The following is a 23,106-nucleotide window of genomic DNA, read 5'->3' as shown; positions in this document are numbered from 1 at the left end:
GGCTCGCCCCAGCCGATACAAACATCGTCGGTTCTGTTGCCCTGGATGGACGCCCTTCCGACAATCATCTGCCCACTGCCGGCCATACCCGACCACAGTGATAGTCATCGCGCCGATCGGCCAGATGATTTCGAGATGCATCGTCGACTTTGACGCCGAAACTGTCGGCCTTCTGTGCCTTGCGGCAGGATGCCCCACCGACCGCGCTGTAAGAGCCCGAGCTCTTTCTCTGTTCTGGTCCGACGCGACGAGCCAGCACGCGAATTAGGAACAAACCACATGGCGTGCCGTTCGAGATCTCTCAACCTCGCGAGGCTCTCCCATGTACCACCATGTCAAGAAACTGATGTTCACCGTTCGAGTCGACGAACCCGATCCTCGTTTTGGCAACATGCTGCTCGAGCAGTTCGGCGGCGCCAATGGCGAGTTGGCGGCCGCGATGCAATATTCGATACAGGGCCTTAATTGCGAGGATCCCGCCCGCAAGGATCTGTTGATGGACATCGGCACCGAGGAACTAAGCCATCTCGAAGTCGTCGGCTGCCTCGCGCGCATGCACCTCAAGCCTTCCAAGTTCGACCGTCAGGCCGCCGAAGCTGATCCGCTGATCGCCATCGCCGGCGGAGGCGGAGTTAACCTGTTCAACTCGCAAGGCAATCCCTGGACCGCCGATTATCTCAAGATCACCGGGGAGCTGGACGTCGATCTCCGCAGCAACATCGCGGCCGAGGCACGAGCCAAGATCGTCTATGAGCGCCTGATCAATTTCTGCGACGACGCCGGCTCAAAGGATGCCCTGCAATTCCTGATGACGCGTGAAATCACCCATATGAAAGCGTTTGCGCTGGCGCTCGAAAGCATGAGCAAGCCGGCCTTCAGCATCGGACGCATCGCGCCGACGCCCGGCCTTGTCGAGCAGTTCTTCAACGATTCCACAGGAACCGGAGAACACGGCGAGATCGACACGCGTGGCCCCTGGAACGAAGGCAACGGCTGGGTATTCACGGAATCTCCGGCCATCCAGGCTGGCGACCCGGGAGCAGCGACCGCGATCGTCACCGAAAGCTCGCCGCCGGTCGATGAAGCCGGACTCAATGAGCTGCTCATCGACGAATTGCGCGACATCCTGCATGCGGAAAAACAGCTCACCAAGGCATTGCCCAAGATGGCAGAGGCGGCACGGTTCGATCAACTGCGCGAACTGTTCGAGCAGCATCTGGTCGAGACGGAAAATCAGATCGAGCGCATCAACGAGTGCTTCGAGCTGCTCGGCAAGACCGCCCGCGCCAAGCCCTGCAAGGGCATGATGGGTTTGGTCGAGGAAGGCCGGGAGATCATGGCCGAAGGCGAAGAGAAGGAAGATGCCGCCGCCGATCTCGCATTGATCGGCGCCGCGCAACGCGTCGAGCATTACGAGATGTCGGGATATACGACGGCGAAGAATCTGGCCCAGCAATTACGCCACAGCGCCATCGTCGCCTTGCTGTCGAAATCGCTGGCGGAAGAAGAAAACGCCGACCAGCTTCTCAATCAGGTGGCGCGGTCGCTGATGTCGGTCGCCAGGATGCCTGCTGCGATCGAGCGGGTCTAACTGTCCGCAAGAGCTCGGCGGACATCACGTCAGTCCGCCGACGCGGCCGCATCCACTCTGGCTTTCGGTGAGCGCGCCGCCGTCTGGATCGCGTGCCAGATGCGGGAGGGCGTGGCCGGCATGTCGAGATGCTGCACGCCGAGCGGCGCCAGTGCGTTCATCACGGCGTTCATGATGGTCGCGGGTGCTGCGATAGCGCCGGCCTGACCGCTTCCCTTGACCCCGAGGCGGTTGGCGCGGCTCGGAAAATCAGGCGTGAGATCGCCCTCGAACGCGGGGAGATCGCCGGCGCGCGGCAGCGCATAATCCATCAGCGAGCCCGATAGGATCTGCCCCGTCTCGGCATCGAACAGCGCCTGCTCAAACAAGGCCTGGCCGATGCCCTGTACGACGCCGCCATGGACCTGTCCCAGCGTCTGGCGCGGATCGAGCAGGCGACCGTAATCATCAAAGATGACATAACGATCGAGCCTGACCTCGCCGGTCGCCGGATCGATCTCGACTTCGGCGACATGGCAGCCGTTGGGAAAGGTGTAGCGGTCGCATAGATGCGTCGCCTTGTGCGCCAGGCCGGGCGCAACGTCGTCGCCGGCCGACTGAAAGGAGGCGCGCGCCACCTCGTCAAGGCTGATCTCCTGCCCCGTCGCGGCCACGCGCAACATTCCTGCCTGGTATTGAATCGCATCCACGCCGGCCTGCAGCAGGCGGGCGGCAAGGCGCCGCGCATTGTCGATCAACCCTTCCGCCGCCATCAACAGCGCCGTGCCGCCCTGGTGCATCGAGCGCGCCCCGCCATGGCCGCCACCGGAATCGAGATCGTTGGTATCGCCCTGGCGAAACCGGAAGCGATCCAGCGGCAGGCCGAGCGCATCGGCCGCGATCTGGGCGTAAGTGGTCTCGTGCCCCTGGCCGCTCGAATGCGTGCCAACTTTCAGGTCGATCAGCCCGTCCTCGCCAAAACCTACCTTCGCCACTTCATTGGGCTGGCCGCGCGCCGTTTCAAGAAAGCAGGCAAGCCCAAGACCGCGCAGCCGCCCCTGCTTGCGCGAACTTCTCGCGCGCGCCTTGAAGCCCTCCGCAGCCGTGGCCGCGTGATCGATCGCGTGGGCAAAGCTGCCCTGCTCGACGTTAAGTCCCATCGCGCTCGCGTAAGGAAAACGCCGCATGATGTTCTTGCGCCGCAGCTTCAGCGCATCCATCCCGAGCTGGTGAGCTGCGATGTCGATGCAGCGCTCGATCAGATAGTTCGCCTCCGGCTTGCCGGCGCCGCGATAGGCGTCGACCGGCGTCGTGTTGGTGAACACGCCCCTGGTCTCGAATGCGATCAGCGGAATGTCGTAGACTCCGCCCATCGCGCTTGCCATCGCCATGGTCGGCACGGCCGGCGCAACCGTGGAGACATAGGCGCCGAGATTGGCGAACACTTTTGTCTCGAGTGCCAGCAAGCGGCCGTCGCGATCAAGCCCAAGGCGAACGCGGATCAGGCTGTCGCGGCCATGTGCAGAGCCGGTGAAATCCTCGCTGCGGTCGCCGATCCACCTGACGGGACGGCCGAGGCGACGCGCCGCCCACAGCACCAGCACCCATTCCGGATAGAGCACGTTCTTCATGCCGAAGCCGCCGCCGACGTCGGGAATGCTGACGCGAAGCTTTTCTCTATCGATGCGAAAGACACCGTGGGCAAGCAGGTCGCGGATCGCATGTGCGCCGGCGGCCGAGGCGGTCAGATGCAGCCGGCCGCTCGCGGCGTCGAATTCCCCGATCGCGCCGCGTGTCTCCATCGGCGCAGCGACGACGCGGTTGTTGATCAGTTCGCATTCGACGACGTGGGCGGCGTCGCGGAGCGCCGTTTGCACCGGGCCGATCTCGCCACGGTTGAACTGGAACGCGAAATTGCCGCTTGCCTCCGGCCAGATCGACGGCGCGTCCGGCGAGATGGCATCTGCGATCGCGACGACCGGCGGCAGCGGCTCATAATCGACGACCACGGCCTCGGCGGCATCGCGCGCGGCTTCCGCGCTTGCCGCGACCACGAACGCAACCGGCTCGCCGACGTAGCGAACGACGCCCTGCGCGAGCGCGTGATAGGGCGGCACCAACAGCGGCGTCGTCATCGGGATGGCCGTCACCGCGCACGGCATTGGGCCGATCTTGTCGGCGGCCAGTTCGGCCCCCGTCAGCACGGCGGCAACGTCCGGCATCTTCCGCGCCGCCTCGGCGCCGATCGCGGCGATGCGGGCATGGGCGTGCGGCGAGCGAACGACGACGCCATGAAGTGCATTTGGCGCCGCGAGATCGGCGACATAGCGCCCGCGCCCCTGCACGAAGCGCGCGTCTTCAAGGCGGTCGATGCTGCGCCCCAATAACGGTTCGGTCATGTGAAACTGTATGGAGCCGGGCGGCGGCAAAGGCAATCGCTAGCCGCGTCAGTGCACTGGGCGTCCCGTCGCTGGTTGAAGCGCCCCGCCGAGTAAAGCCGCCTGACCGGCGCCTACAAGGAGGCGCGCCAGAGGCCGCTACCAAAAGTTGTCATCGCTACGTGAATGCTTATGCCGGTGACAACGTACCGCACGACCATCGAGCATTAAAATGCGGCTTGGCAAATTCTAAATGCGCGTGTTAGCCTGATTAAGTTTTAATAAAATTTATATCATGGGGGATGTTATGCGGCTATTTAAATCACCGCTTGGGAAGCTATTCCACAATCCGAAGATCCTTGCAGTGGCCGTTGCGATCGCCGCTCCGGCTGCCGCCCGAGCAGACGTCATCGTACAGAACACCGGGGTGACCGGTTTCCCCGGCACCTTCAACTTCATCGGATACAATTCCTCGAACGTGGCATTCGGACAGCCCGTTGCATCCAAATTCTTGGAGTTCGGCGGACGGTTTCATCCGCAGGGATCGAATGCAGATGCAGCCTTCCTGGCCAGCACCACCGTCACTGCAACGCAGAACGGCGTCACGTTTAATGTCCCCGCTGGCAATTCGATCCCCGACCCCAATCTTTTTGACCGAAGGATTGCCTATAATCCGAACCTTCTCGGATCGTGGCAGCTCACCGTCACCAACCCGAACTACAGCAACTCGCCGCTCGTCGTTAATACAGCCGCCATCAATCCCAACATCGGAGCGCCTCCCTTCATCACGGGAATTGCGATCAGCGGCGCCTCGAATGCGACAACGACTCCGACGATTACCTGGAACGCGCCGGCCTTCACCCCGCCGAGCGGCTACAATCAGGCGACCAGAATCTTCATTGTCGATCTCAACAACAACAAGCAGACGATCTGGAGGGCGGACCTGCCGTCGAGCCAGACCAGCTACACCATTCCGGCGGCGGCCAACCTCTCGGCTAACGGTCATTATGGCATCGTGATCCGGGACGACTACCGGATCCAAAGCAACGCGACCACCGGCGCCAGCTCGCACAGCTTCTTCGATTTTCATCCTACCGCGATTTCACAGTTCAATGGTCCGGTTTACGTGCCGGTCTCGTCTTTGAATGCTGTGGGTGAGACGGTCTACAGCTTCCATATCGACGTCACTCACGGCCAGTCCTACAATTTGGATCCGGCCGCCGCGCTGGGTTACATCTTTTCGGTCGGCGCGACCGGTCCGAATTTCGCGAGCGTGATATTACCGGAATTGGGCCTGGGGCACCCCTACGGCCTCTACATCTGGAACGGGAGCACCTACGTCCACGCAGCCGATCTTCTGGCAAACACGCTGTACGATTTCGGCCCGGGCGGCGTCAGCAAGTTCAAAGTCCTGGGTATCGACGAAAGCCTGGGACTCGATCCCAACAACTCGACGGCGTTTGTGACCAAGGTGACCTTCACCGGCGACGGTCTTTTCACAGGCACGATGACGGCAATTACTGCCGTTCCCGAGCCCTCCACCTGGGCCATGATGATCCTGGGCTTTGCCGGGATCGGCTTCCTGGCCTATCGCCGCCGCAACCGGGCAGCCGCGCTTGCGACTGCCTAAATCTAAATCTCACTGAGAAACCCATAGAAGAGGCCCCAGCGGCAACGCTGGGACCTTTTTTAGCTGAGCTGTCGCTTCGGGCGCCGCGAGCGCGGGCTCCTGCCGCGCCGCTATCTGCAATCGAAGCGGTTGCGTTATGCCGCAGCAGAATGCTCGGCCGCACCCTCGAGCTTGCGCTTGCGCCAGATCGATCCCACGACCAGCACGACGGCGATGCCGACGAGCCCGAGCACGATCTCGCCGCCGTGTCCGCCATTGGTGAACTGCGGCCCGATGCCGATCGATTTGAGCACGCCATCGAGTCCGACACCGACCGGGCCGTTGAAGAACGCGTGCATCGACGGCTGGATGACAGGGTCGGTCGCCATCACCTCGCCCGCGATCCAGCCAAGCAAGGCGGCGCCGGCCCATACCAAAGCGGGCAGACGCGAGAGCAGCGCCATGATCAACGCTGCGCCTGCGACGATCAAGGGAACGCTGATCGCAAGCCCGATGACCAGCAGCGGAATGCTGCCATTGGCGGCGGCGGCGACCGCGATGACGTTGTCGAGGCTCATGACGATGTCGGCAATCGCCACGATCTGCACGGCCGCCCATAGATGCGCCGCCGCGTCGACATCGCCCTCGCCCTCGTGTTCAGGCACCAGCAGCTTCGCTGCGATGAAGAGCAGCGCCAGACCGCCGACCAGCTTGAGGAACGGCAGCCCCATCAAGGTGACGACGATGCCGGTGAAGATGATGCGCAAGAGAACGGCGACGCCGGCGCCGAGGATCATGCCCCAGAACTTCTGGCGTGGCGGCAGGCTGCGGCACGCCATCGCGATGACAAGCGCGTTGTCACCCGACAGCAGGATGTTGATCCACATGATCTTGCCGAGCGCGACCCAGAAGGCCGGCGTCTGCATCTCGGCATTGAACTGGGTGAAGAATGCCGAGATCGTCGCAGGATCGAAGATTTGCCACAGCCAGTTCACAGCGTTCCCCCCTCGGCCTCTTCAGCCGTTGCTCGCGGCTATTGCGGCCGCCGTTTCGATAAAATCAGCCGACGATTTCGTTGCCGGAAAAGAACTGCGCGATTTCGATCGCGGCGGTCTCCGGCGCGTCCGAACCATGCACCGAGTTCTCGCCGATCGATTTCGCATGGACCTTGCGGATCGTGCCGTCCGCCGCCTTCGACGGATCGGTGGCTCCCATCACGTCGCGGTATTTGGCGATGGCGCCCTCGCCTTCCAGCACCTGCACCACGACCGGCCCCGAGGTCATGAAGTCGACCAGTTCGCCGAAGAACGGACGCGCCTTGTGGACGGCATAGAAGGTTTCCGCCTGGTCGCGGGTCATGCGAATGCGCTTCTGGGCGACGATCCGCAGGCCAGCCTTCTCGATCAGCGCGTTGACCGCGCCGGTCAGATTGCGCGCGGTCGCGTCCGGTTTGATGATCGAGAAAGTGCGTTCAATCGCCATTGCTTACGTCCTTACAAAACGCTGATAAGTGGGTTGCGGGGCTTATATCGGCGCCACCTCACGACGGCAAGCGACCGGTGACGCGCCTGCCACCCCTTTTGGGCGCCTTTTTGTGCGGCACTTCGCCCCGTGGGGCAAAGATTGCTGCAATTTCATGGAGGTGAACCCTGTCTGAAACGGTTGTGGCACCTTCATTCAGCTTCGCGGCCATAGACTTACCGACGATCGAACGCAGGGCACGCGCATCCGCCGGCCCCGGGCGTCGCGGGACCCGATCTCACTGATGGTGCCAACTGGCGCCGAAACTTTGAGGAGACGATCATGTTACGCAAACTCTTGCTCGTTGCAGCGGCCGCGGCGTCGCTGGGTGCAGCCGCGCTGGCGCCGACAGCGGCATCGGCCGGCGGCTGGCACCATGGCGGCTGGCATCATCATCATCATCACGGTTGGGGTGGCCCCCGCGTCTTCATCGGCGGCCCGGCCTATTACGCCGGCGGCTATGGCGGCTGTTACGTGCGGCGTCTGGTTCCGACCCCCTGGGGCCCGCGCTGGCGGCTGGTGAACCGCTGCTACTGACCTGATTTGAGCTCCCCCTGACTGAGCCCCGGCCGCCGCGCCGGGGCTTTTTTATGCGGAACCAACAGCCCTTCGGTGATTCGACTACTTTCACGCGAACGCATGGGGATCTGCACGGGAAACCAATTTCGCCGTTGTGACTTGATCCATCAAATATAACTCAAGCCTTGCGAGCACTGCGAGGTGGAACTCGGCAGAGGCCGCCCATGAATGTACGAATCAATAACGATTCCGAATTGATCGATCACAAAACCTGCGTGTCGATCTGCGACGCCATTGGTGAACGGTTGCAGCAAAGCATGCGTACCGAAACCGAACTGCCACCGCGTCTGCGGGAGCTCGTCGACGAGCTGAGCCGCCGCGACAACGAGTTGCATTGAGGGCCGCTGCACAGCCGAATTTTACCGATAAAGGAGTTGCGTTTAGCGGCCGCTCCGGTGACAAGGCCGCATGCTTTCCATCACGGATATTTCGGTCCGGATTGCCGGGCGGCTCCTGATCGACGATAGCACGGTGCAGATCGTGCCCGGCGCGCGCGTCGGCTTCGTCGGCCGCAACGGCGTCGGCAAATCGACGCTGTTTCATGCGATTCGCGGCGACCTCCCAACCGAGTCCGGTAGCATTACCCTACCGCCGCGGTGGCGCATTGGCAGCCTGGCGCAGGAAGCGCCTGATGGACCGGAGAGCCTCATCAATGTCGTGCTGAAGGCGGACCTGGAGCGCGACGCGCTGCTCCACGAAGCGGAAACCGCCACCGATCCACACCGGATCGCTGAAATCCAGACCCGCCTTGTGGACATCGACGCGCACTCGGCGCCGGCGCGCGCCGCGGCGATCCTGAGCGGCCTCGGATTTTCCGCTGCGGACCAGACGCGGCCGTGTTCGGATTTCTCCGGCGGCTGGCGCATGCGGGTGGCGCTGGCGGCGACGCTGTTTTCCGCGCCCGATCTGTTGCTGCTGGACGAGCCGACCAACTATCTCGATCTCGAAGGCACGCTGTGGCTGGAAGACCATCTGGCGAACTATCCACGCACCGTCATCGTCATCAGTCATGACCGCGACCTGCTCGATACCTCGGTCGACCAGATCCTCCACCTCGATCGCGGCAAGCTGACGCTCTACAAGGGAACCTATTCCTCGTTCGAGGAACAGCGCGCCATGCGCGAAATGCTGGACGCCAAGCATGCCAAGCGCCAGGCCGACGAGCGCAAGCGGCTACAGGCCTTCGTCGACCGCTTCAAGGCGAAGGCTTCCAAGGCGCGCCAGGCACAATCCCGCGTGAAAATGCTGGAACGGATGAAGCCGGTCACGGCGCTGGTGACCCAGGACGTGCGCGAAATCACGTTCCCGACGCCAGAGAAAATGCTGTCGCCGCCGATCATCGCCGTCGATGACGTCTCGGTCGGCTACGATCCGGAAAAGCCGGTGCTCCATCGCGTGACGCTGCGCGTCGATACCGACGACCGCATCGCCCTGCTCGGCTCCAACGGCAACGGCAAATCGACGCTGGTCAAGCTGCTGGCGGGCAAGCTGCAGCCTTTTTCCGGCCGGGTCACGCGCGCGGAAAAACTCTCGGTCGGCTATTTCGCGCAGCATCAGGTCGACGAACTCAACCTCGATGCATCGCCCTACGATCACGTCCGCAGGCTGATGGCGGACGCGCCCGAAACCAAGGTGCGCGGCCGCACCGGCGCGATCGGGTTTTCCGGCAAGGCCGGTGACACGCTGGTCAAGAGTCTTTCGGGCGGCGAGAAGGCGCGGCTGTTGCTCGGGCTCGCCACCTTCTTCGCCCCGAACATGATCATCCTCGACGAGCCGACCAACCATCTCGACATCGACAGCCGCGCGGCGCTCGCCGAGGCGATCAACGACTTTCCCGGCGCCGTCATCATGGTCTCGCACGACCGCTATCTGATCGAAGCCTGCGCCGACCAATTGTGGGTCGTCGCCAATCAGACCGTGACGAGTTACGACGGTGACCTCGACGATTACCGGCGACTGGTGTTGTCGATCGGCGATACGCGCAACGGTTCGCGCGAGCGATCCAAAGAGACCGCAAAGTCCGAGCGCGCCAGAAGCGAGAGACGAACGCCGGTGAAGCAGCGGATCGCCGAAGCCGAGGCCGAAATCGAGCGCATCAACGGCATCATCGCCAAGATCGACACTGCCCTCGCCTTGCCGGATATCTTTACGCGCGATCCCAAGCAGGCCGCACAACTAAGCAAGGCCCGCGCCGGCGCCGAAAGCGCGCTGCGGCGCGCCGAGGAAGCTTGGCTGGAAGCCAGTTCGGAATTCGACGAAGCGGCGGGTTGAAATCAGTCGATGCCGGCGAGCTACGCCGCCGGCTTCTTCTTCGGCTTGGCGCCCTTTGCCGGCGCCGCCGCTTCCGGTGCACGCTCGATCGACGTCAGGCGTCCCGCGGTGAAGGTGTAGAGGCCGGCCCGCTGACCGCGCGAATAGGTGACGACCGCGACACGATCCCCGCGCGGATTGTTGGAAAGGCTGACATTGTCGGGCGCGCCGATGCCACGCACGACGTCGCATTCGGTATGACCGAGCGCAACCGATCCCGTCGTCGAGGGCGGCGGACTGCCGGCGGCCAACGCGGCGGCATCGGTGCCCGGCGCTGCCATGCCGGGACAGCCGCCATCGGCCGCGACAAGTTCATCCGGCCCGACTTGCTTGGTCGGGGTGAGCGGCGGCGTCTCGATCGACACGTTGCGAATGAACACGCGTCCGGAGCGCGAAAACCAGTCCGCATCCTTCGAGAGAAGATCTGCTCCACCCGAGCAACCCGCCAGCGCAGGCCCGAGCAGCAACAACGTCAGCAGTGGTTTTCGATCGATCGTTCCGCGTCGCACGCTAAACCCACGCTCCCGCTTTCAACTGTAACGGCTTGTCGGACCATCACTTTGCGGCACGACCATGGCTGCCCGCAAGGTCCGGCGCAGAAACCGCAGATTATCATTAATTCCTATGGATTCGCTATTGCCGCCGCTGCCAGCGGCCCCGCTCATCGGCCTGCCAATACGTCACCTCGAAACCCCTCGCCTTGCAATCGGCCCAGGCACCGCGCGCTGCGGTCAGCGCGTCGGCATCGTCGCCGTTGAACACCAGCACCACCCGTTCGTAGCTGTCGCAATCGGCCGGCAGCGCCGCGTTGTCGATCAGGAACCTGACATTGGCCTGGTTCGGATTGCCGTCCTCAATCGAGAGGATGATCGGCTGGTCCTGCGCATCGCCCGCACGCCATGTCGCGTGCGGCAGGAACGAATCGTCGCTGTAGGTCCATAAGTGCGCGTCGAGCGCCTCGGTGCGTTCGGGCGAAGTCGATTGCACGACCACGCGCCAGCCGCGCTCGAGCGATTTCTCCAACAGCGGCGGCAATACGCTTTCGAGCGACATGCCCTGCAAATGATAGAACAGGACTTCCGTCATGCGGCTGCGACCGGATTACTTCGTGGCTTCGTAATATTCCGCTACCAGCCGATCCAACAGGCGAACGCCATAGCCGGATCCCCAACTGTGGTTGATATCGGTTTTCGGCGCGCCCATCGCGGTTCCCGCGACGTCGAGATGCGCCCACGGCGTGTTGTCGACGAACCGCTGCAGGAATTGTGCGGCGGTGATCGAACCGCCGTGGCGGCCGCCGGTGTTCTTCATGTCGGCAAACTGCGAATCGATCTGCTTGTCGTATTCGGGGCCGAGCGGCATGCGCCAGACGCGTTCGCCGGTTTCGGTTCCGATCTTGCTGAGCCTGTCAGCCAGTTCGTCGTTGTTGGAAAACATGCCGGCGTATTCGGTTCCGAGCGCGACCATGATCGCGCCGGTGAGCGTTGCCAGATCGACCATGAATTTGGGCTTGAACTTCTTCGCCACGTACCAGAGCACGTCGGCCAGCACGAGCCGGCCTTCGGCGTCGGTGTTAATGATCTCGATGGTCTGCCCCGACATCGAGGTGACGATATCGCCGGGGCGCTGCGCGTTGCCGTCGGGCATGTTCTCGACCAGGCCGATTGCGCCGACCGCGTTGACCTTCGCCTTGCGCGCGGCCAGCGCATGCATCAGCCCGACCACGCAGGCCGCCCCGCCCATGTCGCCCTTCATGTCCTCCATGCTGGCGGCGCCCTTGATGGAAATGCCGCCGGTATCGAAACATACGCCCTTGCCGACGAAAGCGACCGGCTGATCGCCCTTCTTGCCGCCGTTCCAGCGCATGATCACGGTGCGGCCGGGCTGGGTCGAGCCCTGCGCGACGCCGAGCAAGGCGCCCATGCCGAGCTTCTTCATCTCCTTGACGTCGAGCACCTCAACATCGACGCCGAGTTTCTTGAGCTGGCTCGCACGGCGCGCGAATTCCACCGGGTACAACACGTTCGGCGGCTCGTTGACGAGTTCGCGGGCGATGATCACGCCGTCCACGACATGGGACGCGGGCGCAAGCGCCTTGCGCGCGGCGGCGACATCCTCGACCGCAATCGAAACGTCGGCGCGAATCTCTCCGTTCTCGCCGTCCTTCTTCTTGGTCTTGTAGCGGTCGAACTTATACGCGCGCAGCCGGAGGCCCGATGCGATCGCGGCGGCAGAATCGGCCTGCATCGCCCCCTCAGGGAGTTCGGCAATCACGGTGACCGCTTCGCTGGCGGCATTGAGCTTGCCCGCCGTCACCCCGCCGAATTTGAGAAAATCCTTCTCCTTGATATCGGCCGCCTTGCCGACGCCGACGACGATCAGGCGCTCCGCCTTGATTCCCTCCGGCGCCGGGATATCGAGCGTCGAGCCGCTCTTGCCCTTGAACTGGTTGGCCGCCGCCGCCCGTTTGACCGTATCGGATGCCTTCCCCAGCGCCTTCCGCGTCGCCTCGCCGAACTTCAATGCGTCGTCGCAAAACACCACGAGAACGCCGCGGGGGGCTGTGGAAAAGGCGACAAAGCCGACCTTGACGGCGTCGGACATAGGTAATCCTCCAGAATTCAGGGCTGTCTTGCGGGTCCGGAATCGGCCCGGATTTATGGAATTGTCTCTCAGTAACGGTCCAAATCGCTCCGGACCTGATGTTTTCGGCACTATGGCCTGTCAGCCGCCGCGCTGCCAAGCACTGCCGTGACCGGAACGCCACATGATGGTATTTATTAACCATACCGAGGGGGTGCCACGGCCCGGCCATTTTGTTGACGGATCAAAGGGATGGTAGTGAGAGTGTAGACGGCTGACGAAAGGTGGCCCGACCAAAGGGGAACCCTGAAAAGGGATTGGTCGGAAGCTGCCCTCTGGGCGCACAAGGTGGGATCGTGCGGTAACGATGGGGTCGATCGACAGGTACATTTTCCGCACGACGCTCGCGTCGTTTGCGCTGGTCCTGGTCAGCCTCACCGGCGTGATCTGGATTACGCAGGCGTTGCGCGGCATCGACCTGATGACGAGCCAGGGCCAGACCATCATCACCTTCCTCGGCATCACCGGCCTCGTGATCCCGGCGCTGGTTTTGATCATCGCGCCGATCGCGCTGATGATCGCGATCTCGCACACGCTGAACAAGCTCGCCACCGATTCCGAAATCATCGTGATGAACGCCGCCGGCTTCTCGCCATTCCGGCTGTTCCGGCCGTTTTTCTACGCCACCTGCGTGGTGGCCCTGATCGTTGCCTTCATCGGCTCCTATCTCGCCCCCGACGGCATGCGCCGGATCAAGCAATGGGACGCCGAAATCACCGCCGACGTGCTGACCAACATCCTGCAGCCCGGACGTTTCGCCCAGCTCGATCCGAACCTGACGATTCGCATCCGGGAGCGGCAGCCGGGCGGCGTGCTCGCCGGCATCTTCGTCGATGACCGCCGCGATCCCAAGGAGCGCATCACCATCATCGCCGACCACGGCACGGTGCTGAAGAACGAGAGCGGCTCCTATCTGGTGCTGGAGGACGGCAACCTCGAACGTTTCGAGGCGGGAAAGCGCGATCCGGCGCTGGTGGCATTCGGCCGCTACGCCTTCGACATGTCGAAATTCTCCAATCGGGGCCGCGACATCACATTCGGAATTCGCGAACGCTATCTCTGGGAACTGATCTCGCCCTCGGAGGACGATCCGGTATTCAAGCAACTGTCCGGGCAGTTTCGCGCCGAGTTGCATGACCGCATACTGGCCCCGGTCTATCCCTTCGCATTCGCCGTCCTGACCTTTGCCTTCCTCGGCACGCCACGCACGACGCGGCAGAGCCGCAATTTTTCGATCGGCGGATCCATCCTGGCGGTGTTCGGCCTGCGCATGGCGGGATTTGCCTGCTCGGTCATGGCGGTGAAGACGCCGGTCATGGCGCTCGTCCAGTATTCGATGCTGTTCGCCGCCATCGCCATCGGGCTGTGGATGATCGTCGGCGGCGTCGTGGTGGAGCCGCCGGCTGCGCTGATGGAGGCCATCAACAGGTCGAACGCACGCCTCGCGCGGCTCTTCGGACGGCCGGCCACCGCATGAGCATGATGACCAACACGCTCGGGCGATATTTTGCCGGCCGCTTCCTGGTCTCGGCGGTGGGCGTGTTTGCGAGCATTTTCGTACTGCTGGTGCTGGTCGACTACATCGAGATGGTCCGCAAGACCTCCGGGCTGGCGTCGGCATCCGCGATCACGGTGGCGCAGACGTCGTTGTACCGCGTGCCGCAACTGCTCGAAAAGCTGATGCCGTTCTGCGTCCTGATCGGCGCCATGACCTGCTATCTGGCGCTGTCGCGGCGGCTCGAGCTTGTGGTCGCCCGCGCGGCCGGCGTGTCCGCCTGGCAATTCATCTCGCCCGCGCTGGCAAGCTCGATCATCCTCGGCACCCTCGCAACCGTCGCCTACAACCCGATGTCGGCGAACCTGCGCGAATTGTCCAAGCGGATGGAGGCCGAGCTGTTCGGCTCGGCGCCCGGTGGCGGCATCCAGGATGCATCCGGCTTCTGGCTGAACCAGATCAACAGCGATGGCCAGTCGATCATCAACGCGGCCCGCAGCGAGCAGCAGGGTGTCCGGCTGACCGGACTGACCGTGTTCCGATTCGATACCGACCTCCAGTTCAAGGAGCGAATCGAAGCGCGCGAAGCCGCCCTCGAGGAAGGCCGCTGGGCCTTCAAATCGGTACGCAGGTACTCCCTTGATAAACCTCCGGTTGATCAGGACAGCTTTTACCTCACGACCACGCTAACCCCGGCCCAGGTCCGCAACAGTTTCTCCACCCCCGAAACCGTGTCTTTTTGGCAACTGCCCGGCTATATCCGCTCGTCCGAAAGCTCGGGCTTCGCGACCGCAGGCTACCGTCTGCAGTACCATAAGCTCATCGCACAGCCGTTTTTGCTGGCTGCAATGGTGATGTTGGCGGCTTCCGTCAGTCTTCGCTTCTTCCGGATGGGCGGCGTGCAGAAGATGGTTTTGAGTGGCGTGGGCGCAGGCTTTCTGCTCTACGTTCTATCGAAAGTTACTGAGGATTTGAGCAAGGCTGAGTTGATGCATCCCATCGCTGCGGCGTGGTTGCCCGTCTGTGTGGGCGGCCTCACCGGCTTCTTAGCTTTGCTGTACCAGGAGGACGGGTAGTGGCCGTTGTCGCCGCCCGCCAGTTGAGGTCGCCTGCGTTCAGGCGGCGCACAACCGTGCGCTGCCATCGAGCCCGCTTGGCCGCCGTTGGCGTACCTATGATTGCCCTGCTCGCCGGATTGGCGTTTGCGGGCTCGCTTGAGCTTGCCCTGACGGTGCCGGCTTCAGCGCAAAGCTTCACCTACAATCCGCGCCCGCCCAAGCCGCCGCCGCGGCCGGCCAACAATGACGGCCGGATGCTCGTGCAAGCGGTCGAGGTGGATTACGACTACAACAATCAGCGCGTGTCGGCGGTCGGCAACGTGCAGATGTTCTACAACGGCACCAGCGTGGAGGCCGACAAGGTCATCTACGACCAGAAGACCAAGCGTCTGCATGCGGAAGGCAACATCCGCCTGACGGATGCGGAAGGCAAAGTCACCTACGCCAACATCATGGATCTGAGCGACGACTACCGTGACGGTTTCGTCGATTCGCTGCGCGTCGATACGCCTGATGACACGCGCATGGCGGCGACGCGCGCCGACCGCTCCGCCGGCAATTACACCGTGTTCGAAAACGGCGTCTATACCGCCTGCGCGCCGTGCAAGGACAATCCGAAGAAGCCTCCGCTGTGGCAGGTCAAGGGTGCGCGCATCATCCACGACCAGACCGACAAGATGCTGTACTTCGAAAACGCGCAGCTCGAGTTCTTCGGCGTGCCGATGGCGTATCTGCCGTATTTCTCGACGCCCGACCCGACGGTGAAGCGCAAGACCGGCTTCCTGATGCCCATCTTCAGCACCAACTCGACCTATGGCTACGCTGTCGAGACCCCGTTCTACTGGGCGATCGCGCCGGACTATGACGCGACCTTCAACCCGCGCTTCACCACGCGTCAGGGCGTGCTGTTCCAAGGCGAATTCCGCCAGCGGCTGATCAACGGCTCGTACCAGATCCGCGGCTATGGCATTAACCAACTCGACCCCGGCGCGTTTGCCGGGCAGCCGGGCGACCGCGAGTTCCGCGGCGGCATCGACACCAAGGGCCAGTTCGCGCTGAACGACAAATGGGTCTGGGGCTGGGACGGCGTTCTGCTGTCGGACTACTACTTCTTCTCGGACTACCGGCTGGCCCAATACAAGGATCCGCTGGGCTCGTTCCTCAGCCTGCCGACAGAAGCCATCTCGCAGCTCTATCTGACCGGCGTCGGCAACCGCAGCTTCTTCGACGCGCGCACGATCTATTACCTCTCCTTCTCCGGCAACCAGGACAAGGTCCCGGTGATCCATCCGGTGATCGACTACAACAACGTCATCAACCACCCGATCCTCGGCGGTGAGGTCAGCTACCTGACGAATTTCACCAGCCTGTCGCGCACGACCGCGGCCTTCGACCCGATCACGACGTTGGCGAACACCGGTGGCCTGTGCCTGAACGCATCGGCCGATCCGCTGGCCCGGACCCCCTCGCAGTGCCTGCTGCGAGGTATGCCCGGCACCTATACGCGGCTGACGGCTCAGGCGCAGTGGCGGCGCTCGTACACCGATCCCATCGGCCAGATCTGGACGCCGTTTGCGATCATGCGCGCCGACGCCATCAGCGCCTCGATCTCGAACCAGCCCGGCGTTTCGAACTTCCTTCCGGTCGGCGACACCGAGGCGGTCCGCCTGATGCCGGCGGTCGGCCTCGAATATCGCTACCCCTTCATCAACGTTCAGCCGTGGGGCACGACCACGATCGAGCCGATCGCGCAGGTCATCGCTCGTCCGAACGAGACCTTCGCCGGCCGGCTCCCGAACGAAGACGCGCAGAGCATGGTGTTCGACGCTTCCAACCTGTTCGCAGTCGACAAGTTCTCCGGCTACGACCGCGTCGAAGGCGGCGGCCGCGCCAATGTCGGCGTTCAGTCGACCACGCAATTCGATCGCGGCGGCAGCGTCAATGTGCTGTTCGGACAATCCTACCAGTTGTTCGGCCTGAATTCGTATGCGGTGCGGGATGCGACTAACACCGGTCTCGAATCCGGCCTGCAGAACACCCGGTCCGACTACGTCGCCCGCGTCAATTATTCGCCGAACCGGACCTACACATTCAGCGTGCGCTCGCGCATGGATGAAGCGACCTGGAACGTCAATCGCTTCGAAGCCGAAGGACGCGCTTCGTTCGACCGCTGGTCGGTCAGCATGCTGTACGGCAACTATGCCGCCCAGCCGGAGCTCGGCTATCTGACCCGGCGCGAAGGCCTGCTCGGCACCGCATCGATCAAGCTGGCGTCGAACTGGGTAGTATCAGGCGGCGCGCGCTGGGATCTTGAAGCCAACAAGCTGAACCAGTACATCATCGGCGCCGGTTATGTGGACGATTGCTTCGTGCTGGCCGCGAACTACGTCACGTCCTATACCTACCAGGCCGGGACGACGCCGCCGGTGCTCAATCACGCTTTCATGCTGCAGATCGGCCTGCGGACCATTGCGAATTCGTCCACGACGTCCGGCAGCAGCGGCATCCAGTAGCGTGAGGCGCGACCTTGCCGGACAGTACGCCGCGCAACGCGGTACGATTGGTTGATACGGCTGACATGATCATGACGACCATGACGCTTTTCCATCGCCGGCTTCGGTCCCTGACCGCCGGCTGTGCCATCGCGCTCGCCGTGCTGGCCGGCGGCGTCTCGCCACTGCAGGCGCAGACGGTGGCCTGCATGGTCAACGGCGAACCCATCACCAGCCTCGATATCGAGCAGCGCACCAAGCTCAACTTCCTGACTACGCGCAAGCAGATGCCGCGGCAGGAAGTGATCGACGAGCTGATCAGCGACAAGGTGAAGATCAAGGAAGCCAAGCGATACGGCGTCGATCCCACCGGCAGCGACCTCGATCAGGCCTATGCCGGAATGAGCCAGCGGATGCGGATTACGCCGGAGCAGTTGACCAAATCGCTGGAGAGCCAGGGTGTCCGGGCGGAAACGATGAAGGCCCGCCTCAAGGCCGAGATGGTCTGGGGCAGCCTGGTGCGCGGCCGCTACAAGGAGAGCCTGCAGGTCGGCGAAAAGGACGTGGACGCCGCCGCCCAGCAAAGCGGCGAGTCGACCCAGGTGGACGCGTTCGAATACAGGCTGCAGCCGATCGTGCTGATCGTGCCGCGCGGCTCGGCGCAAGGCGCGATCGATCAGCGGCGCAAGGAGGCGGAATCCCTGCGCGAGCGTGTGCAGTCCTGCGAACAGGCCAACTCCTACTTCAAGTCGATGCAGAACGCCGCGATCCGCGACATCGTCACCAAGACCTCGGCCGATATTCCGGGCCCGCTGCGCGAGCTCCTGGACAAGACGCCGGTCGGCCGCCTGACCCCGCCTGAAATCACCAAGCAGGGCGTGGAAATGGTGGCGCTGTGCGAACGGAAGCCGACCAAGATCGATACGCCGAAGAAGCGGGAGATCCGGGAAAAGATGTACACCCAGAAATACGAGGCGAAGTCGAAATCGTATCTGAACGATCTCCGCAAGGCCGCAATGATCGAATGTCGTTGATGCATGGCAAAGCCTCTCGCGCTGACATCCGGCGAGCCCGCGGGCATCGGCCCCGACATCGCCCTTGAAGCGTGGCGGCGGCGCGGCGAGCTGGACCTGCCGCCGTTCTACCTGCTCGGCGACCGCGCCTTCTTCGCGGAGCGTGCGAAGATCCTGGGATTGCCGGTCGAACTCGCAGATGCCTGCCCCGAGGAAGCGAGCGCGGCGTTTGCGAAAGCCCTCCCCGTGGTCGCGACCGGCGAAGTCGCAACCGCGCAGCCCGGACAGCCCGACGACACCAGCGCAAACGCGGCGCTCGCCTCCATCCGCCAGGCGGTCGACCATGTCAGGCAAGGCCGCGCCGGCGCCGTCGTCACCAACCCGATCGCCAAGAGCGTGCTGTACCGCGCCGGCTTCCGCCACCCCGGCCACACCGAGTTTCTCGCCGAACTGGCCGCCGATGGCGGGAAGCTGCCGCAGCCGGTGATGATGCTGTGGTCGCCGGCGCTCGCCGTCGTTCCCGTCACCATCCATCTGTCGCTGCGCGAGGCGCTGGCCCAGCTTTCGACCGACCTGATCGTGGCGACCGCCCGGATTGCGGTTGCGGATCTGAAAGCCCATTTCGGCCTCGCTAGTCCGCGCCTTGCGCTATCAGGCCTCAACCCGCACGCCGGCGAAGACGGCTCGCTCGGCCGCGAGGACATCGACATCGTCGCCCCTGCCGTCGAGGCGCTGCGCCAGGAAGGCATCGACGCCCGCGGCCCCCTGCCCGCGGACACCATGTTCCACGCCGCGGCGCGCAAGAGCTACGACTGCGCCATCTGCATGTATCACGACCAGGCGCTGATCCCGATCAAGACCATTGCGTTCGAGGACGCCGTCAACGTCACGCTGGGATTGCCGTTCATTCGCACGTCGCCGGATCACGGCACCGCCTTCGACATTGCCGGAACCGGCAAGGCCAATCCGTCCAGTCTCGCCGCGGCGTTGCGGCTCGCCGCGCGCATGGCGGCGACCAAGCCTAAATGAGCGCGATCGACGATCTGCCGCCGCTGCGCGAAGTCATCCGCGAACATTCCCTGTCGGCCCGCAAATCGCTCGGCCAGAACTTTCTGCTCGACCTCAACCTCACCGCGCGGATCGCGCGCGCCGCAGGTCCGCTCGAAGGCGCAACCATCATCGAGGTCGGCCCCGGCCCCGGCGGCCTGACGCGTGCGCTATTGGCGCTCGGCGCCAAACGCGTCATCGCGGTCGAGCGCGACGAGCGCGCGCTGGCGCCATTGGATTATATCGCCAAGCGCTATCCCGGTAGGCTCGAAATCGTGCATGCCGACGCGCAAGCCTTCGATCCTCGCTCGATGCTCGGTAGCGAGCGCGCCAAGATCGTCGCCAATCTGCCCTATAACATCGCGACCGCGCTGCTGGTGGATTGGCTCTCCATCGAGCCATGGCCGCCCTGGTACGACATGATGGTCCTGATGTTTCAGCGCGAGGTCGCCGAGCGCATCGTCGCCAGAGAGAACGACGAGGCCTATGGCAGGCTCGCGGTGCTCGCCAACTGGCGCAGCGAGACCAAGATTCTGTTCGATATTTCGCCGGCCGCGTTCGTGCCGCAGCCGAAAGTCACCTCCTCGGTGGTGCGCCTGCTGCCGCGCACGGCACCTGAGCCCTGCGACCGCCGCGCGCTCGAACAGGTGGCGGCCGCGGCCTTCGGCCAGCGCCGCAAAATGCTGCGCCAGAGCCTCAAATCGCTGTCGGTCGATCCGGCCAGGCTAGCTGCCGCCGCACAGATCGACCCGACACGGCGCGCCGAAACCATTCCGATTTCCGGCTTTGTTGCCATGGCCCGCGAATTGGCCGATATACGAAACACAAAATAAATGTCGTCTAAGGAGTGAACGCCATGGCGCGAATGGTCCGTCAATCCCTCGTCAAGTTCGATGCGCCGTTGTGCGAGACCATCATCGACACGCCGAAGCCGCAAGGCCGAGAAGTCCTCGTCCGCATCGAGCGCTGCGGGCTCTGCCATTCCGATCTGCACATCCAGGACGGCTATGCCGATCTCGGCGGCGGCAAACGGCTCGACACCACGCGCGGCATGACGCTGCCGTTCACGCTCGGCCACGAGATCGCCGGCGTCGTCGATGAAGTCGGTCCCGAAGCGCCTAAGGAGCTGATCGGCAAGAAGCAGGCGGTATTCCCCTGGATCGGCTGCGGCCAGTGCCGCGACTGCGCCGCTGGCGATGAAAACCTCTGCGTCAAGCAGCGCTTCCTCGGCGTCTCCATCGACGGCGGTTTTGCCACCCACGTGCTGGTGCCCGACGCCAAGTACCTGCTCGACTACGATCCGCTGCCGGTCAACCAGGCGGCGACGCTGATGTGCTCGGGGGTGACCGCCTATGGCGCGCTGAAGCGGCTGGTCGACCGTCCGCGCCAGCGCAATCTGCTGCTGATCGGTCTCGGCGGCGTCGGCATGATGGGGCTTTCGTTTGCGCAAGCGATGTTCAAGCAGAACATCACCGTCGCCGATCTCTCCCCCGCCGCACGCGAGACCGCGCTCCAGAACGGCGCGGCGGTCGCCTACGATCCGGCCGAGCCGGAAGTCGTCAGGCGCATCCTCAAGGAGACCGAAGGCGGTTTTGACGGCGTCATCGATTTCGCCGGCAACGAGAAATCGATGGCGTTCGCGGTTGCGACGGTCGCGCGCGGCGGCAAGGTCGTGGTCTCCGGCCTGATGGGCGGCAGTTTCAGCCTGCCGATGGTGCAATGGGTCTACAAGCGCATGACCATCGAAGGCTTCATGGTCGGCACGCTGGCCGAAGGCAAGGAACTGATGGCGCTCGCCCGCGCCGGCAAGATCAAGCCGACGCCGATGAAGGAAGAGCCGATGGCCGACGTCCAGAAATGGATCGACGAACTGCGCGCCGGGAAAGTGGTCGGGCGGATCGTGCTGAAGAACTGAAGCGGCACGCGCGGCTATCGAGTGAGCTTTTTCCGTCATGGCCGGGCATAGCCGTCCGAAGGACGGCGTCGCTTCCGCTCGCCTATGCCCGGCCATCTACGTCTTTCTCGCTATATTGAAGCAAAGACGTGGATGCCCGGCAGCCGGCTACGCCAAGGCTTCGCCGGGCTCAGGTGCCAGTCCGCCGAAGCTTTAGCGAAGGCGGGCACAAGGCCGGGCATGACGGGCGAAGCCGTTGCGCAGGGATGACGGGTTACGACGAACGCGTCGCTCTCCCATGATGCAAATCAATATCTTGCAGCCCAAGCTCGGTTAGATGGCTGCATGACCTTCCTCACCTTCCTCGTGACATCCTATTCCCTGCTGGCGGTACCCGGGCCGACCAACACTTTGCTCGCCACATCAGGCGCAGGCGTCGGCATCTCCCGATCGCTGCATTTGCTGGCGGCCGAGCTCTGCGGCTACCTCATGGCGATCGCATTGCTGCGGCTGGTTCTCGGCCCCGTGATGCTCGACGTCCCGATTGTTGCGGTCATCCTGCGCGCCATCGTCACGATCTACATTCTCTGCCTCGCCGTCACGCTCTGGCGCCACCGCTCGCGCCAGTTCGGCGATGGCCCCGCAGTAACGTTCAGCCACGTCCTGCTAACCACGCTGCTGAATCCCAAGGCAATCGTCTTCGCCTTCCTGCTGTTGCCGCTTCAGCTTGCGCCGCTTGAATTGTTGCCGTGGTTAACCGTGATATCGCTGCAGATCGTCACCGCCGGCGCTGCGTGGCTCGTCTTCGGCGCCATGCTGGGACGCGGCGTCAACCGCCTGACGCATCCTGATCTCGTCAACCGGCTTGGTGCATTCGCGCTGGTCGCGATTGCGGGCCTGATCTGGCTGCCGTTGCTCGCAACGTTTTGATGGAGCGCACCTGCCGCCGTAACCCCGCCCGCAACCGCAGCGTCAGCCGCGCCGCGCTGCCTCGATCGCGGCGACGTCGATCTTTTTCATCTCCATCATCGCATCGAACGCGCGCTTGGCTTCGGCGCCGCCAACCGCCAGCGCCTCGGTCAACACACGCGGCGTGATTTGCCAGGAGATGCCCCATCTGTCCTTGCACCAGCCGCACGCGCTTTCCTGCCCGCCATTGCCGACGATGGCGTTCCAGTAGCGGTCGGTCTCTTCCTGATCGTCGGTGGCGATCTGAAACGAGAAGGCTTCGTTATGCTTGAACGCAGGCCCGCCATTGAGGCCGAGGCAAGGGACGCCGGCCACCGTGAAATCGACCGTCAGCACATCCCCCGCCTTGCCGGATGGATAGTCGCTGGGCGCGCGGTGGACGGCGTGCACCGCGCTGTCAGGAAAGGTCTCGGCGTAGAAGCGGGCCGCAGCCTCGGCGTCCTTGTCGTACCAGAGACAAATCGTGTTCTTTGCTGTGTTCTTGGCCATCGCGAGTCCCTTTCGGTTCCACTCCACTTCCCGCCAAGA

19 protein-coding genes and 1 pseudogene are annotated in these 23,106 nt (G+C 63.5%); 13 read left to right on the top strand and 7 right to left on the bottom strand.

Annotation, left to right across the window (positions count from 1 at the left end; all coding sequences use genetic code 11):
• Positions 1-322 precede the first annotated feature (322 nt).
• Positions 323-1,591 (top strand): DUF892 family protein, encoded by a 1,269-nt coding sequence (locus ACH79_RS30450; protein WP_161854236.1) that lies wholly within the window; start codon positions 323-325, stop codon positions 1,589-1,591.
• A gap of 29 nt (positions 1,592-1,620) precedes the next feature.
• On the opposite strand, the gene ACH79_RS30445 is transcribed toward ACH79_RS30450, so the two are convergent.
• The gene (locus ACH79_RS30445) at positions 1,621-3,969 is read right to left on the bottom strand and encodes a xanthine dehydrogenase family protein molybdopterin-binding subunit (RefSeq protein ID WP_161854235.1); all 2,349 of its coding nucleotides are present in this window, start codon (positions 3,967-3,969) and stop codon (positions 1,621-1,623) included.
• Between the two features lie 1,492 nt (positions 3,970-5,461).
• Here ACH79_RS30445 and ACH79_RS45215 point away from each other — a divergent pair.
• Positions 5,462-5,578, top strand: a pseudogene (locus ACH79_RS45215) (PEPxxWA-CTERM sorting domain-containing protein); the annotation flags it as partial.
• Between the two features lie 134 nt (positions 5,579-5,712).
• Here ACH79_RS45215 and ACH79_RS30435 read toward each other — a convergent pair.
• Together ACH79_RS30435 and ndk are read right to left on the bottom strand one after the other, a co-directional pair.
• Positions 5,713-6,552, bottom strand: a complete 840-nt coding sequence (locus tag ACH79_RS30435) for a TerC family protein (RefSeq protein WP_161854233.1) — start codon at positions 6,550-6,552, stop codon at positions 5,713-5,715.
• 64 nt (positions 6,553-6,616) lie between these two features.
• The gene (gene ndk, locus ACH79_RS30430) at positions 6,617-7,039 is read right to left on the bottom strand and encodes a nucleoside-diphosphate kinase (RefSeq protein ID WP_161854232.1); all 423 of its coding nucleotides are present in this window, start codon (positions 7,037-7,039) and stop codon (positions 6,617-6,619) included.
• A gap of 321 nt (positions 7,040-7,360) precedes the next feature.
• Between ndk and ACH79_RS30425 the strand changes: the two genes are divergently transcribed.
• The 3 genes from ACH79_RS30425 to ACH79_RS30420 all read left to right on the top strand — a co-directional run bounded on the left by ACH79_RS30425 (position 7,361) and on the right by ACH79_RS30420 (position 9,928).
• Entirely contained in the window at positions 7,361-7,615 is a 255-nt protein-coding gene (locus tag ACH79_RS30425; protein WP_161854231.1) for a sulfur globule protein precursor, read from the top strand.
• Between the two features lie 236 nt (positions 7,616-7,851).
• Positions 7,852-7,995: a hypothetical protein gene (locus ACH79_RS43245; RefSeq protein ID WP_202639371.1), complete on the top strand. Its 144-nt coding sequence runs from the start codon at positions 7,852-7,854 to the stop codon at positions 7,993-7,995.
• A gap of 70 nt (positions 7,996-8,065) precedes the next feature.
• Positions 8,066-9,928 (top strand): ABC-F family ATP-binding cassette domain-containing protein, encoded by a 1,863-nt coding sequence (locus ACH79_RS30420; protein ID WP_161854230.1) that lies wholly within the window; start codon positions 8,066-8,068, stop codon positions 9,926-9,928.
• A gap of 20 nt (positions 9,929-9,948) precedes the next feature.
• Here ACH79_RS30420 and ACH79_RS30415 read toward each other — a convergent pair whose 3' ends face one another.
• From ACH79_RS30415 to ACH79_RS30405, 3 genes are all read right to left on the bottom strand, one after another.
• Positions 9,949-10,476 carry a hypothetical protein gene (locus tag ACH79_RS30415; RefSeq protein WP_161854229.1) on the bottom strand — a complete coding sequence of 176 codons (528 nt, stop codon included), beginning with the start codon at positions 10,474-10,476 and terminating at the stop codon, positions 9,949-9,951.
• A 124-nt stretch (positions 10,477-10,600) separates the two neighbouring features.
• Entirely contained in the window at positions 10,601-11,053 is a 453-nt protein-coding gene (locus ACH79_RS30410; protein WP_161854228.1) for a DNA polymerase III subunit chi, read from the bottom strand.
• A 15-nt stretch (positions 11,054-11,068) separates the two neighbouring features.
• The gene (locus ACH79_RS30405) at positions 11,069-12,571 is read right to left on the bottom strand and encodes a leucyl aminopeptidase (protein WP_161854227.1); all 1,503 of its coding nucleotides are present in this window, start codon (positions 12,569-12,571) and stop codon (positions 11,069-11,071) included.
• 346 nt (positions 12,572-12,917) lie between these two features.
• Here ACH79_RS30405 and lptF point away from each other — a divergent pair, with 346 nt between their 5' ends.
• The 8 genes from lptF to ACH79_RS30365 all read left to right on the top strand — a co-directional run bounded on the left by lptF (position 12,918) and on the right by ACH79_RS30365 (position 22,539).
• Positions 12,918-14,087, top strand: coding sequence for an LPS export ABC transporter permease LptF (gene lptF, locus ACH79_RS30400; RefSeq protein ID WP_161854226.1), 1,170 nt, complete (start codon positions 12,918-12,920; stop codon positions 14,085-14,087).
• Positions 14,084-15,181 (top strand): LPS export ABC transporter permease LptG, encoded by a 1,098-nt coding sequence (gene lptG, locus ACH79_RS30395; RefSeq protein WP_161854225.1) that lies wholly within the window; start codon positions 14,084-14,086, stop codon positions 15,179-15,181. Before lptF ends, lptG begins: the two co-directional genes overlap by 4 nt.
• A 56-nt stretch (positions 15,182-15,237) precedes the next feature.
• Positions 15,238-17,676 carry an LPS-assembly protein LptD gene (locus tag ACH79_RS30390; protein ID WP_371419479.1) on the top strand — a complete coding sequence of 813 codons (2,439 nt, stop codon included), beginning with the start codon at positions 15,238-15,240 and terminating at the stop codon, positions 17,674-17,676.
• A 71-nt stretch (positions 17,677-17,747) separates the two neighbouring features.
• The gene (locus ACH79_RS30385; protein ID WP_371419478.1) at positions 17,748-18,689 is read left to right on the top strand and encodes a SurA N-terminal domain-containing protein; all 942 of its coding nucleotides are present in this window, start codon (positions 17,748-17,750) and stop codon (positions 18,687-18,689) included.
• A gap of 3 nt (positions 18,690-18,692) precedes the next feature.
• Positions 18,693-19,697 carry a 4-hydroxythreonine-4-phosphate dehydrogenase PdxA gene (gene pdxA / locus ACH79_RS30380; protein ID WP_161854223.1) on the top strand — a complete coding sequence of 335 codons (1,005 nt, stop codon included), beginning with the start codon at positions 18,693-18,695 and terminating at the stop codon, positions 19,695-19,697.
• Positions 19,694-20,548 (top strand): 16S rRNA (adenine(1518)-N(6)/adenine(1519)-N(6))-dimethyltransferase RsmA, encoded by an 855-nt coding sequence (rsmA, locus tag ACH79_RS30375; protein WP_161854222.1) that lies wholly within the window; start codon positions 19,694-19,696, stop codon positions 20,546-20,548. Before pdxA ends, rsmA begins: the two co-directional genes overlap by 4 nt.
• A 23-nt stretch (positions 20,549-20,571) precedes the next feature.
• Complete coding sequence (locus ACH79_RS30370) at positions 20,572-21,630, top strand: alcohol dehydrogenase (protein ID WP_161854221.1); 1,059 nt, start codon at positions 20,572-20,574, stop codon at positions 21,628-21,630.
• Positions 21,631-21,954: 324 nt separating this feature from the next.
• The gene (locus tag ACH79_RS30365) at positions 21,955-22,539 is read left to right on the top strand and encodes a LysE family translocator (protein ID WP_161854220.1); all 585 of its coding nucleotides are present in this window, start codon (positions 21,955-21,957) and stop codon (positions 22,537-22,539) included.
• A gap of 42 nt (positions 22,540-22,581) precedes the next feature.
• Here the strand turns inward: ACH79_RS30365 and ACH79_RS30360 are convergent, their stop codons facing one another.
• A complete protein-coding gene (locus ACH79_RS30360) occupies positions 22,582-23,067 on the bottom strand; it encodes a VOC family protein (RefSeq protein ID WP_161854219.1) in 486 nt (161 codons plus the stop codon).
• Positions 23,068-23,106: the final 39 nt, after the last annotated feature.

This window comes from Bradyrhizobium sp. CCBAU 051011 (genome assembly GCF_009930815.1).
GTDB lineage: Bacteria > Pseudomonadota > Alphaproteobacteria > Rhizobiales > Xanthobacteraceae > Bradyrhizobium.
Note: the sequence above shows the minus strand (reverse complement) of the source record. Positions and strands in the feature narration are given on the sequence as shown.

What these genes read in the sequence shown, in the direction of transcription:
- ACH79_RS30360 (WP_161854219.1), bottom strand. Translation starts at nt 23,067, where the DNA reads ATGGCCAAGAACACAGCAAAGAACACGATTTGTCTCTGGTACGACAAG.
- ACH79_RS30405 (WP_161854227.1), bottom strand. Translation starts at nt 12,571, where the DNA reads ATGTCCGACGCCGTCAAGGTCGGCTTTGTCGCCTTTTCCACAGCCCCC.
- lptF (WP_161854226.1), top strand. Translation starts at nt 12,918, where the DNA reads ATGGGGTCGATCGACAGGTACATTTTCCGCACGACGCTCGCGTCGTTT.
- ACH79_RS30420 (WP_161854230.1), top strand. Translation starts at nt 8,066, where the DNA reads ATGCTTTCCATCACGGATATTTCGGTCCGGATTGCCGGGCGGCTCCTG.
- ACH79_RS30445 (WP_161854235.1), bottom strand. Translation starts at nt 3,969, where the DNA reads ATGACCGAACCGTTATTGGGGCGCAGCATCGACCGCCTTGAAGACGCG.
- pdxA (WP_161854223.1), top strand. Translation starts at nt 18,693, where the DNA reads ATGGCAAAGCCTCTCGCGCTGACATCCGGCGAGCCCGCGGGCATCGGC.
- rsmA (WP_161854222.1), top strand. Translation starts at nt 19,694, where the DNA reads ATGAGCGCGATCGACGATCTGCCGCCGCTGCGCGAAGTCATCCGCGAA.
- lptG (WP_161854225.1), top strand. Translation starts at nt 14,084, where the DNA reads ATGAGCATGATGACCAACACGCTCGGGCGATATTTTGCCGGCCGCTTC.
- ACH79_RS30410 (WP_161854228.1), bottom strand. Translation starts at nt 11,053, where the DNA reads ATGACGGAAGTCCTGTTCTATCATTTGCAGGGCATGTCGCTCGAAAGC.
- ACH79_RS30370 (WP_161854221.1), top strand. Translation starts at nt 20,572, where the DNA reads ATGGCGCGAATGGTCCGTCAATCCCTCGTCAAGTTCGATGCGCCGTTG.
- ACH79_RS30385 (WP_371419478.1), top strand. Translation starts at nt 17,748, where the DNA reads ATGACGACCATGACGCTTTTCCATCGCCGGCTTCGGTCCCTGACCGCC.
- ACH79_RS30425 (WP_161854231.1), top strand. Translation starts at nt 7,361, where the DNA reads ATGTTACGCAAACTCTTGCTCGTTGCAGCGGCCGCGGCGTCGCTGGGT.
- ACH79_RS30450 (WP_161854236.1), top strand. Translation starts at nt 323, where the DNA reads ATGTACCACCATGTCAAGAAACTGATGTTCACCGTTCGAGTCGACGAA.
- ACH79_RS30365 (WP_161854220.1), top strand. Translation starts at nt 21,955, where the DNA reads ATGACCTTCCTCACCTTCCTCGTGACATCCTATTCCCTGCTGGCGGTA.
- ndk (WP_161854232.1), bottom strand. Translation starts at nt 7,039, where the DNA reads ATGGCGATTGAACGCACTTTCTCGATCATCAAACCGGACGCGACCGCG.